The sequence below is a fragment of the Acidovorax sp. DMC1 genome (genome assembly GCF_056314325.1).
In genome coordinates, this window is sequence record NZ_JBQUYO010000003.1 from 378008 (window position 1) to 392088 (window position 14081).

General features: G+C 64.1%; 12 protein-coding genes. 1 reads left to right on the forward strand and 11 read right to left on the reverse strand.

The window, feature by feature from the left end; all coding sequences use genetic code 11:
• Positions 1–2 precede the first annotated feature (2 nt).
• The 4 genes from ACT531_RS09010 to ACT531_RS09025 form a co-directional block, all read right to left on the reverse strand.
• Positions 3–575 (reverse strand): acyltransferase, encoded by a 573-nt coding sequence (locus ACT531_RS09010; RefSeq protein ID WP_476017200.1) that lies wholly within the window; start codon positions 573–575, stop codon positions 3–5.
• Between the two features lie 23 nt (positions 576–598).
• Positions 599–1882: a lipopolysaccharide biosynthesis protein gene (locus tag ACT531_RS09015; RefSeq protein ID WP_476017201.1), complete on the reverse strand. Its 1284-nt coding sequence runs from the start codon at positions 1880–1882 to the stop codon at positions 599–601.
• Between the two features lie 13 nt (positions 1883–1895).
• Positions 1896–3839, reverse strand: a complete 1944-nt coding sequence (locus tag ACT531_RS09020) for a polysaccharide biosynthesis protein (RefSeq protein ID WP_476017202.1) — start codon at positions 3837–3839, stop codon at positions 1896–1898.
• Between the two features lie 62 nt (positions 3840–3901).
• Positions 3902–4540: an LON peptidase substrate-binding domain-containing protein gene (locus ACT531_RS09025; RefSeq protein ID WP_476017203.1), complete on the reverse strand. Its 639-nt coding sequence runs from the start codon at positions 4538–4540 to the stop codon at positions 3902–3904.
• Positions 4541–4619: 79 nt separating this feature from the next.
• Here ACT531_RS09025 and ACT531_RS09030 point away from each other — a divergent pair, with 79 nt between their 5' ends.
• Positions 4620–5171, forward strand: coding sequence for a YggT family protein (locus ACT531_RS09030; RefSeq protein ID WP_291441717.1), 552 nt, complete (start codon positions 4620–4622; stop codon positions 5169–5171).
• Positions 5172–5285: 114 nt separating this feature from the next.
• Here ACT531_RS09030 and accD read toward each other — a convergent pair whose 3' ends face one another.
• From accD to asd, 7 genes are all read right to left on the reverse strand, one after another.
• Positions 5286–6158: an acetyl-CoA carboxylase, carboxyltransferase subunit beta gene (gene accD, locus ACT531_RS09035; protein ID WP_476017204.1), complete on the reverse strand. Its 873-nt coding sequence runs from the start codon at positions 6156–6158 to the stop codon at positions 5286–5288.
• Between the two features lie 115 nt (positions 6159–6273).
• Positions 6274–7083: a tryptophan synthase subunit alpha gene (gene trpA / locus ACT531_RS09040; RefSeq protein ID WP_060984511.1), complete on the reverse strand. Its 810-nt coding sequence runs from the start codon at positions 7081–7083 to the stop codon at positions 6274–6276.
• The gene (gene trpB / locus ACT531_RS09045) at positions 7084–8367 is read right to left on the reverse strand and encodes a tryptophan synthase subunit beta (protein ID WP_476017205.1); all 1284 of its coding nucleotides are present in this window, start codon (positions 8365–8367) and stop codon (positions 7084–7086) included.
• On the reverse strand, positions 8345–9145 hold the full coding sequence (locus tag ACT531_RS09050; protein WP_476017206.1) for a phosphoribosylanthranilate isomerase: 801 nt from the start codon (positions 9143–9145) through the stop codon (positions 8345–8347). The genes trpB and ACT531_RS09050 overlap by 23 nt, the downstream gene beginning before the upstream one ends.
• Positions 9142–9963 (reverse strand): tRNA pseudouridine(38-40) synthase TruA, encoded by an 822-nt coding sequence (truA, locus tag ACT531_RS09055; RefSeq protein ID WP_015013233.1) that lies wholly within the window; start codon positions 9961–9963, stop codon positions 9142–9144. Before truA ends, ACT531_RS09050 begins: the two co-directional genes overlap by 4 nt.
• A gap of 53 nt (positions 9964–10016) precedes the next feature.
• Entirely contained in the window at positions 10017–12632 is a 2616-nt protein-coding gene (locus ACT531_RS09060; protein WP_476017207.1) for a motility hub landmark protein FimV, read from the reverse strand.
• A 287-nt stretch (positions 12633–12919) separates the two neighbouring features.
• Positions 12920–14050: an aspartate-semialdehyde dehydrogenase gene (gene asd, locus ACT531_RS09065; protein ID WP_110959350.1), complete on the reverse strand. Its 1131-nt coding sequence runs from the start codon at positions 14048–14050 to the stop codon at positions 12920–12922.
• Positions 14051–14081: the final 31 nt, after the last annotated feature.

Here is a 14081-nt window from a genome sequence, read left to right on the forward strand (position 1 = left end):
GACTACACAGTCCCTTTGTCATCGGCAGGCAATTGGCCCGCCCATTCTCGATAGCTTTTTTGAAGATCAGGGCTGTCTTTTAAATACTTCGCATCAATTCTTCTGGTGTCTCCAATGATCTTTGCTGGCTGGCCAGAAATTATTGAAAAATCTGGATAAATTCCACTGACAAGGCTGTATGCGGAGACGATGCAGCCTTTTCCTATTTTTGTGCCAGGTAATATGGTGCTGTGCGCTCCAATAAAAGAATATTGCCCAATCTCTACCGCGGAAGTGAAGTAGTGTTTTTTGTCTTTGGTGTTGACATATTCTTTTCCGTAAAGCCTGATGGCGGCGTGGCTCGAGTGGGTGAATATTCCGGTGAAGAAACCGATTTGACAGCCCTCTTTGATGGTTAATCCAAATGTGGCGTCTATTACAGAGTGGTGTCCTATGAAAACATGGTCTTCGATTGTTAAATTTTCTTTTGAGAAAATACAGGCGGTATTGCTTATTCTGGTATTTTTTAAAAATAAACCATCGCCTCTAACAAAGCCCCCCACCATACGAGTGCCTTGAATTCGAGAAATCATCATTTTGAGTGATATTAGTATTTTTCTCAGCATGTGGGATGGTTTTTAATGTTTTTTAAATCAGAGAAATCCCAGTGTAAAAGGGCCCAAAAATAGTAGCCAAAGTACAGCAGCATGGAGGCGGAAATGCCCCAGGCCGCGCCAGTGAGCCCATCCAGCGCCAGGCCTGCCAGCAGCCCTGCAAAAAACGCCACTTGGCCCACCAGCGCCAGGCGCAGCGCCCAGGCCTGGGCCTTCCACGCCAGCGTGGTCACGGCCAGGGGCGATGCAATGAAGTGCAGCGCAATATACGGCGCCAGCGCACGGGCCAGCTCGCCCGCCCCCGCCCAGCGGCTGCCAAAAAAGGCAGTGAACAAGGCGGGCCCCCACAGCAGCAGCACGGCGGCCATGGGCAGCGCGATGGCCGCCAGCAGCCGCATGCTGTGGTGCACGGCCTGGCGCGCCGCCTGGGCGTTGGGGGCCTGCACCAGCCGGGGGTAAAGCGCTTGGGACAAAGCCCCGCCCAGCAGGCTGGCGGGTGCCTTCAGGTAGCGCAGCGACATGGCCCACAGACCTGCGGCGGCGTCACCCGACCAGGCGGTGACGGCCAGCAGTGTCAACGTGTCTTGCAGCGCGCCCATGAATGCGTGGGGGGTGTTGAGCAGCGGAAAGTCGCGGTGGCGCAGCGCCATGGCGCGCAGCGCGGGCCAGGGGGTGCGCAGGCCGCTGGCCCAGCCGCCCAGCGGGGCAGGCTGCGCCAGCAGCCCCGCTGCCAGCAACGCGGTGGTGATGGCGCCTAGGCACAGCCCCCACAACGCGGCCCCATCGTTCGATACGGTGTGCCCCATGGGCCCCAAAAGCCACCAACCCAGCGCCAGTTGCAGCACCGCACCGCCGCCGTACTGCACGAGCCGGGCGCTGGACAGCAGCCCAAAGCGCTCGGCCCGCGTGGCCCACATCGTGAGCCACTGGGTGGCCCCCAAGGCCAGCACCGCCAGCGGCAGCAGCCAGTAAATGGCCATGCCGCTGCGCCAGGCCAGCACGCCAGCAGCACACAGCGTGGCCAGGCCCACGGCGGCCAGCACATGGCCGCACAGCGCCATCAGCTGCGCGGCCTCGGGCTCGGCGCGCTCCAGCGGCAGGGCGTATTCATAGCGTGCACAGGCCACCACGGCCACATTGGTGGCCAGGGTCCACAGCAGGGCAAACTGGCCAAAGGCCTCGGGCGAATAGGTGCGGGTGAGCGCAGGCCCCAGCAGCAAGGGCAGGGCGTGGGCCGCCACGCTGCCGGTGAGCAGCGTGGCGGTGGCTTTGAACAGCCCTTGGGTCATGCCACCTGTTCAGTCATGCCGCCTGTGCAGCCACTTCGGGTGGGGCGTGCTGCTCAGGCTGGTAGCCTGGCACCAGGGTGTGCAGCAGTGCCCGCATGCCGTCGGAGTCATTGGCCAGGGCCGCCGCTTGCAAGCGGGTTAGCAGGGCGCTCAACGTGGCCCAGTCAAAGCGCTCCTCTTGCGCCCGCAGGATGCGCGGGTGCGCCGTGGGCAGCGGGTTGTCGCCAATCAGCAGCTCTTCGTAGAGCTTTTCGCCGGGGCGCAGACCGGTGAAGGTGATGGCGATATCGCCGCTGGGATGCTGTGCATCACGCACCGTCAGGCCCGCCAGGGTCACCATGCGCTCGGCCAGTTCGCGGATGCGGATGGGCTCGCCCATGTCGAGCACAAACACATCCCCGCCCTCGGCCATGGCGCCCGCTTGCAGCACCAGCTGAGCGGCTTCGGGAATGGTCATGAAGTAGCGGGTGACCTCCGGGTGCGTCACGGTGATGGGGCCGCCGTGCGCGATTTGTTGGCGAAACAGCGGGATCACGCTGCCGCTGGAGCCCAGCACGTTGCCAAAGCGCACCATGGAAAAACGGGTGGGGCTGCGCCAGGGGGCCGATCCCTGGGGCGTGCTGTGCGGTGCGCTGGCAAACGGGGGCTCGGCAGCGTGGGCCATGGCCTGCAACACCAACTCGGCCACGCGTTTGCTGGCACCCATCACATTGGTGGGGCGCACGGCCTTGTCGGTGGAGACCAGTACAAAGTGCCCCACGCCTTGCTCCAGCGCTACGCGCACCATGTTCAGCGTGCCGAACACGTTGTTATTTATGCCCTCGGCCGCGTTGGCCTCGACCATCGGCACATGCTTGTAGGCGGCGGCGTGGTAGACGCAGGTGGGGCGGTGCAGTCGGCACAGCTCGGCCATGCGTTGCGGATAATTCACGCTGGTCAGCAGGGGCGTGAGTTGGGTCTGGATGACGCCTTGCTGTGCGAGCGCCTGCAGTTCCTGGTGGATGCTGTAGAGCGCGAACTCGCTGTGATCGACCAGCAGCAGTTGTGCGGCACCCAGCTGCGCCAGTTGGCGGCACAGCTCGCTGCCAATGCTGCCGCCCGCGCCGGTGACCAGCACCACCTGGCCTGCGATGTGTTGCTGCATCAGGGGCAGGTCGGGGGCGACAGGCGCACGGCCCAGCAGGTCTTCAATGTCCAGGTCCTGGAAGTCGGTCACAGTGACCTTGCCGCTGGCCAGGTCGGTCAGGCCGGGCAGGGTGCGGATGCGCACGGGCAGGGGGCGCAGGCTTTCGATGATCTGCTGGCGCCGCTGGCGGGGCACGCTGGGCAGGGCCAGCAGCACGTCGGTAATGCCCAGGCGCTGCACGGTGGCGGGCAGGGTATCGGGTGCGTACACGCGCACGCCGTTGATGCTGCGGCCCACTTTGCAGGCGTCGTCGTCCGCAAAGGCCAGCAGGTGGTAGCTGCGGGCGCTGACCAGGCCTGCGGCAGTTTGGGCGCCTGCCGTGCCCGCTCCGTAAATCAGCAGCCGGTGGGGCGCTGCTGCAGTGCGCCCGGCCAGCCACAGCCAGCCCAGCGAGCGGCTTGCGCCCACCAGCAGCAGAAAAATCACGGGCTGCAAAATGCCCACGCTGCGCGGAATCCCCTCCCACTTGCCGATGAGCAGCGTGAGCAGCAGTACCGCGCCGTAAATGGCCACCGCTTTGCCGGTGGTGAGCAAGGCCTGGATGCCGGTGTAGCGGAAGATGGCGCGGTACAAACCAGCGTGGATGAATATGGGTAGCGCCAAGGCAGGACCCAAGCCATAAACTAACCATTGCAGACCGTCGGGCCAGTGCAGCGTATCCAGTCGCAAACTAAAAGCCAGCCACATAGCGACAAGGCTCATGCACAGGTCTAAGCTCACCACAACAATCCGCTTAGCGGAACGTGGCCATGAGAGGATGTTGCTCGGCATGGAGGTGCTTGATGCAATGAGCGATGACTCGGCGCAAGCCTTGAGAATTGAGGGTGTGCGCATCAGGACGGCGCTATCCCCGTCCGCTCAAGCACATCCCCCACCAGTTCCAGACGCACCAGCGGGTTATCCAGCTCCATCAACCGCTGTTTCAGCTCGAGGGGAACGGGCAGCAATTCGCACCACCTGTTGGCTACCCAGCCGCAATCATCCAGTTGCGCTGCGGTAGGCTTGACTAAGTGAGGCATGCCCGGGGCGCGTACCTGGAGAGTGTTTAAGACCTGCGCCAATGCCGTTGACGCCTTTTTGAGATCCTCTGGGACCGGCACAGTCAGATCCCGTTCGATATGGCCTACGTCCGCTGTCCACAAGCCGTGTGACAAGTGGCGGCGCTGGGTGATTCGAAAACGCTGGCTACCACGGCATAGCACAGTGATCAGTCCAGGCTGTGGTGTTTCCAGTTGCTCGATGACGGCGAGGGTGCCGATGTCGTTGAAGCGTTCCTCCGGTGCGCCAGCTTGACGTACTTCCTGTCCCTGGGTGAGAGAGACGACGCCAAATGGTGCGCCTGCTTGGTGGCACTTGCGCACCATGTCCAGGTAGCGCACCTCAAACACCCGCAGCGCCAGCACCCCGTCCGGGAACAGGACGGAGCCCAGGGGGAAAAGCGGCAGGGACGACAAGGTGAGGGGTGGGGTCATGGGCGCGCGGGTGCCTTGGCCCGCTATCATCCCATGACACTGTCGGCTTTTGCTGCGCACCACTGCTTTTGTCTCATCCATGCTCTATCAGATCGCCTCTTTCCTGCTTGATGTTATTGGCGGCTTGCTGACCGGGGCCTGCCTCTTGCGGCTGTACATGCAGTGGCAGCGGGTGCCGTTTTCCAACCCCGTTGGTGGGTTGGTGTTTGCATTGACCGACTGGCTGATCATGCCGCTGCGCCGGGTGATACCACCGGCGGGGCGTTGGGATGTGTCCAGCCTGGTGGCAGCGATGCTCGTGCAACTGGTGCAGTACGCGTTGTTGACGTTGCTGCTGGGAGCTGGCTCGGCGTGGGCATGGTTGCCCTGGCTGGCCTTGTTCGGTCTGCTGCGCGTGGCGGTCTCGGGGCTGATCGGCCTGCTGATCGTCTATGCGGTCCTGTCCTGGATACAAGGCGGTCGTTCGCCGCTGGCCGATGTGATTGCACGGCTGTGCGAGCCCGTGTTGCGACCATTTCGCCGGGTGATTCCGCTGATGGGCGGCTTTGATCTGTCACCCTTGGTGGCGCTGGTGGTGCTGCAGGTCGCGATGATCGTTTTGGGCCATTTGCAGGCCAGTGTGATGCGTTGAGGCACCAAAACGGCCCAATGCGCCAGGCGCATATGACTTAATTGCTATTGAAAATATAGCATTGGTGGTGGGGGATAGGCCCGACCCAGTCCCTTCCCAGGGACTGGGCGTTGTTCACATCACCGCGTCGGCGGGCAGTCGTTGCAGCATGGCCAGGCTGCTGGCGACGGTGTTGCGCAGCTCGCGGCGGTCGCAGATGAAGTCTACGGCGCCCTTGGTCTGCAGGAATTCGGCACGCTGGAAGCCCTCGGGCAGGGTCACGCGCACGGTGGATTCGATCACGCGCGGGCCGGCGAAGCCGATCAATGCCTTGGGCTCGGCGATCACGATGTCACCCACGAAGGCAAAGCCGGCGCTCACGCCGCCCATGGTCGGGTCGGTCAGCACGCTGATGTAGGGCAGGCCCTTTTTGGCCAGGCGAGTGAGGGCCGCGTTGGTCTTGGCCATCTGCATCAGCGACAGCAGGCCTTCCTGCATGCGCGCACCGCCGGTGGCGGTGAAGCAGATGAAGGGCACCTTCTGCTCGATGGCGGTTTCCACGCCGCGCACAAAGCGCTCGCCCACCACGGACCCCATGGAGCCGCCCATGAAGTCGAACTCGAAGCAGGCAGCCACCACGTTGATGCTCTTGACCGCGCCGCCCATGACGATGAGCGCGTCGGTCTCGCCGGTGTTCTCCAGCGCTTCCTTCAGGCGCTCGGGGTACTTGCGGCTGTCCTTGAACTTGAGTGCGTCCACGGGCAGCACTTCCTGGCCGATTTCGTAGCGGCCTTCGGTGTCCAGAAAGGCGTCCAGCCGCGCGCGTGCGCCGATGCGGTGGTGGTGGCTGCAATGGGGGCAGACGTTCTGGTTGTGCTCCAGATCGGCCTTGTAGAGCACCGTCTCGCAGCTCGGGCACTTGATCCAAAGGCCTTCGGGCACCTGACGGCGCTCGGTGGGGTCGGTTTGCTGGATTTTGGCGGGCAGAAGTTTTTCGAGCCAGGACATGGTGTTCTCCTCTTCAGTGGCGCGACCTGCTGCAAAGCCCGTAGGCGTTTGCGGGGCAGGCCGGGTGTGAATCTGTCGGCGCACCCCACAGGATGCGCCGGTCTGCATTATGCGACTAGGCGTCCAGGGCCTTGCGGATGCCGCGCAGGAAGTCGATGGTCAGGGGCACCACCTTGGCGTGCTCCTGGTCTTCAATCAACTGGATGATGCGGCTGCCGATGACCACGGCGTCGGCCACCTTGCCGATGGCCTGGGCGGTGGCCGCGTCGCGGATGCCGAATCCCACACCCACGGGAATGGTCACATGCTGGCGGATGCGGGGCAGCATCTGCTCTACAGCCGCCGTGTCCAGCGCGCCGGAGCCGGTCACGCCCTTGAGCGACACGTAGTACACATAGCCGCTGGCCACGCGCGCCACCTGGGCCATGCGCTCGTCCGTGCTGGTGGGAGCCAGCAGGAAGATCAGGTCCATGCCGTGCGCGCGCAGGCTGGCGGCGAAGGCTTCGCATTCTTCGGGCGGGTAGTCCACGATGAGCACGCCGTCCACACCCGCTGCCGCGGAGTCGCGCACAAACGCGCCGTCACCGTGCTTCTGGTCGTAGCGTTCCACGGGGTTGGCATAGCCCATCAACACCACGGGCGTGGTGCTGTTGCGCTTGCGGAACTCACGCACATGGTCGAGCACCTGCACCATGCCAATGCCCAGGCTGAGGGCCTTTTCGCCCGCCTTCTGGATCACCGGGCCATCGGCCATGGGGTCGGAGAAGGGCACGCCCAGCTCAATCACGTCGGCACCTGCCTCGACCATGCCGTGCATCAGCGCGGGGGTGATGTCAGCGAACGGGAAGCCGGCGGTCACATAAGGAATCAGCGCCTTGCGGCCCTGCGCTTGCAGGGCAGAGAAGGTGGATGCGATACGGCTCATTTATTTCACCACCTTGATGGGTTGCTCGCCGCCCTTGACGGACTGCCCCTGGCAGCTGGGTCGGCAGTAAAAGTCGGCACCGCTCAGGTCGGCCACGGTGCCGATGTCCTTGTCGCCCCGGCCCGAGAGGTTGACCAGGATCGACTGGTCTGGGCGCATGGTTTTGGCTAGCTTCATGGCATAGGCCACGGCGTGGCTGGATTCGAGCGCGGGGATGATGCCCTCGGTGCGGCACAGGTAGTGGAAGGCGTCCAGCGCCTCCTTATCGGTGATGCCGACGTACTCCGTACGGCCGATCTCCTGCAGCCAGGCGTGCTCGGGGCCCACGCCGGGGTAGTCCAGGCCCGCACTGATGCTGTGGGTTTCGGTGATCTGGCCGTTGTCATCCTGCAAGATGAAGGTGCGGTTACCGTGCAGCACACCCGCGCTGCCTTTTTGCAGCGATGCGGAGTGCTTGCCCGACTCCAGGCCTTCGCCTGCGGCTTCGACGCCGATGAGGCGCGTTTTCTCGAACGGGATGTAGGGGTGGAAGATGCCCATGGCGTTGCTGCCACCGCCCACGCAGGCGATCACGGCATCGGGTTGCTCGCCCAGCAGCTTTTGCTCGGCCAGCATGGCGGGCATCTGCTCAATGCATTCCTTGCCAATCACGCTCTGGAAGTCGCGCACCATCATGGGGTAGGGGTGCGGGCCTGCCACCGTGCCGATGATGTAGAAGGTGTTGTCCACATTCGCCACCCAGTCGCGCATGGCGTCATTCAGGGCGTCCTTCAGAGTCTTGCTGCCGGACTCCACGGGCACCACCGTGGCGCCCAGGAGCTTCATGCGGTACACGTTGGGGCTCTGGCGCTTCACGTCTTCGGCGCCCATGTACACCACGCATTCCAGGCCGTAGCGGGCGCAGATGGTGGCCGTGGCCACGCCGTGCTGGCCCGCGCCGGTTTCTGCAATCACACGGGGCTTGCCCATGCGCTTGGCCAGCATGGCCTGGCCGATCACGTTGTTGATCTTGTGCGCGCCGGTGTGGTTCAGGTCTTCGCGCTTGAGGTAGATCTGCGCGCCGCCCATTTCGCGGCTGGTGCGCGCCGCATGGTAGATGGGAGACGGGCGGCCAACGAAGTGCTTGAGTTCGTACTGGAATTCGGCCAGAAACTCCGGGTCGTTCTGGTAGCGCGCGTAGGCCTCGCGCAGTTCCTGGATGGCGTGGGTCAGGGTTTCGCTGACGAAGCTGCCGCCGTAGGGGCCGAAATGGCCGGAGGCATCAGGTTGCTGATAGGAATTCATGGGGGTTCTTTGCAAGTTGTGCATCGGCCGCACGCACGGCGGCAACGAAGCGTTGGATCTTCACGGCGTCCTTGATGCCCTTGATGGGTTTGCCATCGGGGCCATCGGCTTCAACGCCGGAGCTGACATCAACCGCCAGCGAGAGACCCCGCGGGCGGACTTGCAAAATGCCATCGGTCACGTTTGCAGGCGTGAGTCCACCAGACAAAACGAGGTGAGAGCTGACGCTTGGTGGAAGGAGTGACCAATTGAATGCCTTGCCGCCGCCGCCAAACCCGTCGACGTGGGCGTCGAGCAGGATGGCTTGGGCGTGGGAGTAATTGTGGGCGTATTTTACGAGGTCAAACTGCGCCGCTCCATCGCCAAGGGGAATTCGGGCGGCTCGCAGGTAGGGGTGTGCCCCGTGGTGGGTGGCGGCCAGGCAGTCCTGCGGCGTTTCATTACCATGAAATTGCACTGTAGCGCCAGCAATCATTGTGCTGGCTGCTATCACATTAGGAGTGGATTCGTTCACGAACAGCAGCACGGGTGTGACAAACGGCGGCAGGCGCCGGGCCAACTGCGCGGCCCGCTGAGGGGTGACCGCCCGTGGGCTGGGGGCGTAGAGCACAAAGCCCACCGCATCGGCGCCCGCAGCCACGGCTGCATCCACGTCTTCCTCGCGGGTCAACCCACAGATCTTGATGCGGGTGCGTACGTTGGCAGACGCCTGGAAAGGGGCGTGGAGGCGTTGACTGGCGGCTAGGGCAGTTGTGGTCAGTGGGGTGGCCTGGTTCATGGAAGCCAATCATACGCAGCCGTGCGCTGGGGCAGGCCCCAGGCTGCGTCGTAGACGGGCCCTTGAAAGTACAGCCCGTCTGGCGAAAACGTCGGCGCAGCCACCTTGCGGGATCGGGCTGCCAGCACCTCGGCCATCCATTCGGGAGGCTGCGTGCCTTGGCCGATAGCGATCAGGCAGCCCATGATGTTGCGGATCATGTGGTGCAAGAAGGCGTTGGCTTCAAATTCAAAACGCCAGTAACAGGGGCTCCAGCCCAGCTCTGGGTGCGGCGCACTCGCGCCCCGTCGCACGATGTCGATGCGATGCAAGGTTTTGACGGGGGTCTTGGCCTGGCAGGCGGACGCGCGGAACGAGGTGAAGTCATGTTCGCCGATCAGGTAGTCGGCTGCCTGCCGCATGGCGCCATGGTCCAGCGGGTGAAACACCCAGCCCACCCGACCGGCATCTACGCTGGGCCGCACCGGAGACTGCAGCAACACGTAGGCATACCGCCGTGCCACCGCACTGGCGCGTGCGTGAAATTGCTCAGGCACTGCCTGTGCCCATTGCACTGCAATGTCAGGCGGCAGGAAGGTGTTGGTGCCCCGCACCCAAGACGCAGCAGGGCGGTTGAGGGGGGTATCAAAGTGCACCACCTGCATCAACCCGTGCACACCGGCATCCGTGCGGCCTGCGCAGAGCGTGCTGACCGGATGCGTAGCAAAGCGGCCCAGGGCCGCTTCGAGTTTGTCCTGCACGGTGTTGCCAGAAAGCTGGCTTTGCCAGCCGTTGTAGGTCTGACCGTTGTAGCTGACGCCCAGCGCCACCCGGGTCATAGGGTGGCCTGGGGAAGTGCTGGGTGCTAGATCAGCGGATGGGCCGACCGGCATTAGCCCAGTTCGGCCAGCATGCGCTGCGCACGGGTCTTGAGGGCACCGCTGGACTCTGCCACCACTTCTTCAATCAGCGTGCGTGCACCATCCGTGTCACCAATGGCGTTGAACTCCTCGGCCAGTGCCAGCTTCGTGGCCAGAGGGTCGTCTTGTGCTGCGGCCGATCCGTCGTCGGCAAATTCTGGCGCCGGGGCAGCGGGTGCTTTGGCGGCAGGCGCTGCCATGGGCTTGGAGGGGGCGTTCAGGTCCAGAGACAGGTCGCCCAGGTCAAACTCCATCGGGCCAGAATCCTGGGGCTCGCCGCTCAGAGGCATAGGGCCCGACGGAGCCATGCTCAGGTCGTCACCGCTGGGGAAGTCCAGATTGGCCACGGGCGGGGGCGCCATCATGGGGCTGGGTGCGGTTTCCTGGCTGTTCCACGAGGCGCTAGGTTCTTCGGGGATGCTGGGCAAGTCCAGTTCGGGGCGCAGCGTTTGTGGTTCGCTGGCTTCGCTGCGGTTGTTGGCTGCAGTCGCCGCTGCGGCGGCCGCTGCAAACCCACCGGCTGCTGCTGGCGGCGCATCCGTCAGCGCGTCATCGGGCAGGTCCAGATCCAGGTCGAGGTCCAGGTCCGGTGGCAAGGCTGCAGCAGGGCTGCCTGCGCCTGTGAAGGTGCTGGGGAAGCCGCCCGGTGGCACCGAGGGCGATTCATCTTCGGCCATGCCGGGGCGGCCGCCAGGTTGGTACAGGCGGTTCTCGGGCTCCAGGTCACGTCCGAGTTCGGCAATGCGGTTCCAGTCGGGCCCTTCGCCCTGGGTCAGCTTGAACACTTCACCAGCCACAGCCTCCAGGGCTTTTCGGTCCTGGCGCTTGGCGTAGATTTCGCCCAGTTTGACGTGCACCGAGACACGGCCGGGGTTGTGGCGCACGGCCTCTTTCAGGATTTCTTCGGCCTGGAGATCGCGGCCATAGGCCAGATACACATCGGCTTCTGCCACAGGGTCTACGTCACCGCCTGCATCCAGCTGGCTGGGAGAGTAGGCCATGGACGAGCCCGTGGTCATGTCGCTGTTGGCCGTGTCTACGCGCTGGCCGCCGCTGGCGCCAAAGAACGAGTCGGGCTGAATGCGGCTTTCGAGGAAGGAGCTGTCCACCCCGCCGTTCTGGCGACGGCGCTGGACCAGCCGGTAGGCGCCAAACCCGAGCAGACCCGCGACCAGGATGCCGCCGCCGATGGGCAGCAGCGGGTCGTCCATGAGGGTGGACAAGAAGCCAGGCTCTTCCACCGGCGCGGGGGCAGGCTTGGGAGTAGGCGCTGGCTTGGGTGCAGGTGCGGGGGCGGATGCCTCTGCGGCGGGAGCAGAGGCAGCCGCTTCTGCTGCCACTGCGGTCTCTGCCGGCGTGCTGGCTGCTGCCTCGGGGGCAGAAGCGGGGGCTGCAGGTGCTGCGGGCGCGGTCGGTGTGGCCGGCACGGCCGGGGTCTGCACTGCCACTCCTGCTGGCGCGCTGGCGGCGCCTGCAGCGGCCGGCGCGGCACTGCTGCCAGCGGCTGCGGACGCCGCGCTCAGCTTGTTCAGGTCGGTAATGTTCTTGGACAACTCCGCCATCCGCGTGGCGGCTTCGCTGGCCTGTTTGTCCTTGGCGACTTGCTCTTCGGCCGCCTTTTGGCCCTTGACGGAGCCTTTGGACAGCGTGAGTTTGTCAGGTGCCGCTGTCGCGGGCTTTTTGTCTTCGACGCGCGTCTGGACGCTGCCGGAGGCAGAGCGCTGGGCCACTGCCACTTCGGTCGAAGGGGCTGCCCCAGCCAGCTTGCGGCGGAAATCATTGAAGTCCCGAGCCTGGGCCGCCAGAATCTGTCGTGCTTCAGGGGCGGGGGTGGATTGTGCTGCGGCCTGGTCAGGCATCTGCAGCACGGCGCCAGCCCTCAGGCGGTTGACGTTGCCCTGGATGAATGCATCCGGGTTGGCTCGCATCATGGCGACCAGCATCTGGTCGAGCGACACGCCAGCAGGCTTGTATGCGTTCGCAATGCGGCCTGCAGTGTCGCCTGCCTGCACCGTCACACCGTCTGCCGGTGCGGGGCGGGGCGCGGCCGCGCGCGGCGCGGCCGGAGCTGCCGCGGGCTCGCTGGTGCGGGCCGTTGCTGCTGGGCGGGTTGCTGGCACCTGGGGCGCAGCAGGTGCAGAAATCTGGGGTGCTGCTGTGACCGCAGGCGCGGCGCGGCGCATGCTGGGCGGATCGAACAGCATGGTGTAGCTGCGAACGATACGGCCCGATCCCCAGTTGGCATCCAGCACCAGGTCCAGGAAGGGCTCATTCACAGGCCGGTCGCTGGACAAGCGCAACACGGCAGTGCCGTCGGCGCGGCGCTGCAGCTGGATCTGCAGGTTGTTCATGGTCTGCGTGTATTCCATGCCCTGGGCACGGAAGACTTCGGGGGCAGCCGTTGTGGCACGCAGCGAGTCGGCTTCTGCGGGGGTGATTTGTGGCAGGTCGATTTCAGCGCGCAGGGGTTCGCCCAGGGCAGACTGCACGGTGATGCGGCCCAGCGCCAGCGCAGACGCGTCGCTGGTGTAGAAGCCAGCGCAAGCCACGGCCGCGGCCGCCAGGACAGAAAATTTCCAACGATGCATGTTTGCCAACAACTGATGAGGATTTTGTGCGGCTCGGACGAGCGGTGCTTTTTTTGTCATGGTCTGGTCCCGCCCCGGCGCGTGAAAATATGTAAAAAGCACCATAGCATCAATGTTTTGCACTGACAAGCTGAGGTGGCTCCGAAGCTTTGTGAGGGGTCCCGGCGCCCCAAATTGGGGCGTGCAGTTGTTGCCAATTGCCAACGTCGCGTAACCGAGTGTGTCGATGGTCCAGACGCAAAAAAGCGCGCGCAACTGGGTTTGCGCGCGCTTTTTGCGGGAGGTTATCAGGCGTTGAGCAAAATGCGCAGCATACGGCGCAGGGGCTCTGCGGCACCCCACAGCAACTGGTCGCCAATGGTGAAGGCACCCACATACTCAGGGCCCATGGCCAGCTTGCGGATGCGGCCCACGGGGATGGTCATGGTGCCGGTCACTGCCACGGGGGTCAGGTCCTTGATCGTGGCTTCGCGGGTGTTGGGTACCACCTTCACCCATTCGTTGTCGGCGGCGATCATGGCTTCGAGGTCGGCCACGGGCACATCCTTCTTGAGCTTGAAGGTCAGCGCCTGGCTGTGGCAACGCATGGCACCCACGCGCACGCAGAAGCCGTCGACCGGTATGGCGGCAGAGCCAAAACCCTCGCCCAGACCCAAAATCTTGTTGGTCTCGGCCATGCCCTTCCACTCTTCCTTGGACTGGCCGTTGCCCAGATCCTTGTCGATCCAGGGGATCAGCGAGCCGCCCAGGGGTACGCCGAAGTTGGCGGTTTCGGCGCCGGTCAGGGCGCGCTGCTTGGCAATGACCTTGCGATCGATTTCCAGGATGGCGCTCTTGGGGTCGTCGAGCAGGGCCTTCACCTCGGCGTTCAGCGTGCCGTATTGCGTGAGCAGTTCGCGCATGTGCTGCGCGCCGCCGCCCGACGCGGCCTGGTAGGTCTGGGTGCTCATCCACTCGACCAGACCGGCCTTGTAAAGTGCACCCACGCCCATCAGCATGCAGCTCACGGTGCAGTTGCCGCCCACCCAGTTCTTGCCGCCGTTGGCCAGCGCGTCCTTGATGACGGGCATGTTCACGGGGTCGAGGATGATGACCGCGTCCTTCTCCATGCGCAGGGTGGAGGCGGCGTCGATCCAGTGGCCGTTCCAGCCCGCAGCGCGCAGCTTGGGGAAGACTTCGGTGGTGTAGTCGCCGCCTTGTGCGGTGATGATGATGTCGCAGCGCTTCAGGGCGTCGATGTTGAAGGCGTCTTGCAGGGTGGTTTCGTTCTTGGCCTGCGCAGGGGCCTTGCCGCCGGCGTTGGAGGTGGAGAAGAACAATGGCTCAATCAGGTCGAAGTCTTTTTCTTCGACCATGCGGTCCATCAACACTGAGCCGACCATGCCGCGCCAGCCGACCAAACCTACCAACTTGCTCATTTCAACGCCCCTTTCAGATTAAGAAACAGTG

Coding starts and splice junctions, on each gene's coding strand:
- ACT531_RS09010 (WP_476017200.1), bottom strand. CDS start 575: ATGATGATTTCTCGAATTCAAGGCACTCGTATGGTGGGGGGCTTTGTT.
- ACT531_RS09015 (WP_476017201.1), bottom strand. CDS start 1,882: ATGACCCAAGGGCTGTTCAAAGCCACCGCCACGCTGCTCACCGGCAGC.
- ACT531_RS09020 (WP_476017202.1), bottom strand. CDS start 3,839: ATGCCGAGCAACATCCTCTCATGGCCACGTTCCGCTAAGCGGATTGTT.
- ACT531_RS09025 (WP_476017203.1), bottom strand. CDS start 4,540: ATGACCCCACCCCTCACCTTGTCGTCCCTGCCGCTTTTCCCCCTGGGC.
- ACT531_RS09030 (WP_291441717.1), top strand. CDS start 4,620: ATGCTCTATCAGATCGCCTCTTTCCTGCTTGATGTTATTGGCGGCTTG.
- accD (WP_476017204.1), bottom strand. CDS start 6,158: ATGTCCTGGCTCGAAAAACTTCTGCCCGCCAAAATCCAGCAAACCGAC.
- trpA (WP_060984511.1), bottom strand. CDS start 7,083: ATGAGCCGTATCGCATCCACCTTCTCTGCCCTGCAAGCGCAGGGCCGC.
- trpB (WP_476017205.1), bottom strand. CDS start 8,367: ATGAATTCCTATCAGCAACCTGATGCCTCCGGCCATTTCGGCCCCTAC.
- ACT531_RS09050 (WP_476017206.1), bottom strand. CDS start 9,145: ATGAACCAGGCCACCCCACTGACCACAACTGCCCTAGCCGCCAGTCAA.
- truA (WP_015013233.1), bottom strand. CDS start 9,963: ATGACCCGGGTGGCGCTGGGCGTCAGCTACAACGGTCAGACCTACAAC.
- ACT531_RS09060 (WP_476017207.1), bottom strand. CDS start 12,632: ATGCATCGTTGGAAATTTTCTGTCCTGGCGGCCGCGGCCGTGGCTTGC.
- asd (WP_110959350.1), bottom strand. CDS start 14,050: ATGAGCAAGTTGGTAGGTTTGGTCGGCTGGCGCGGCATGGTCGGCTCA.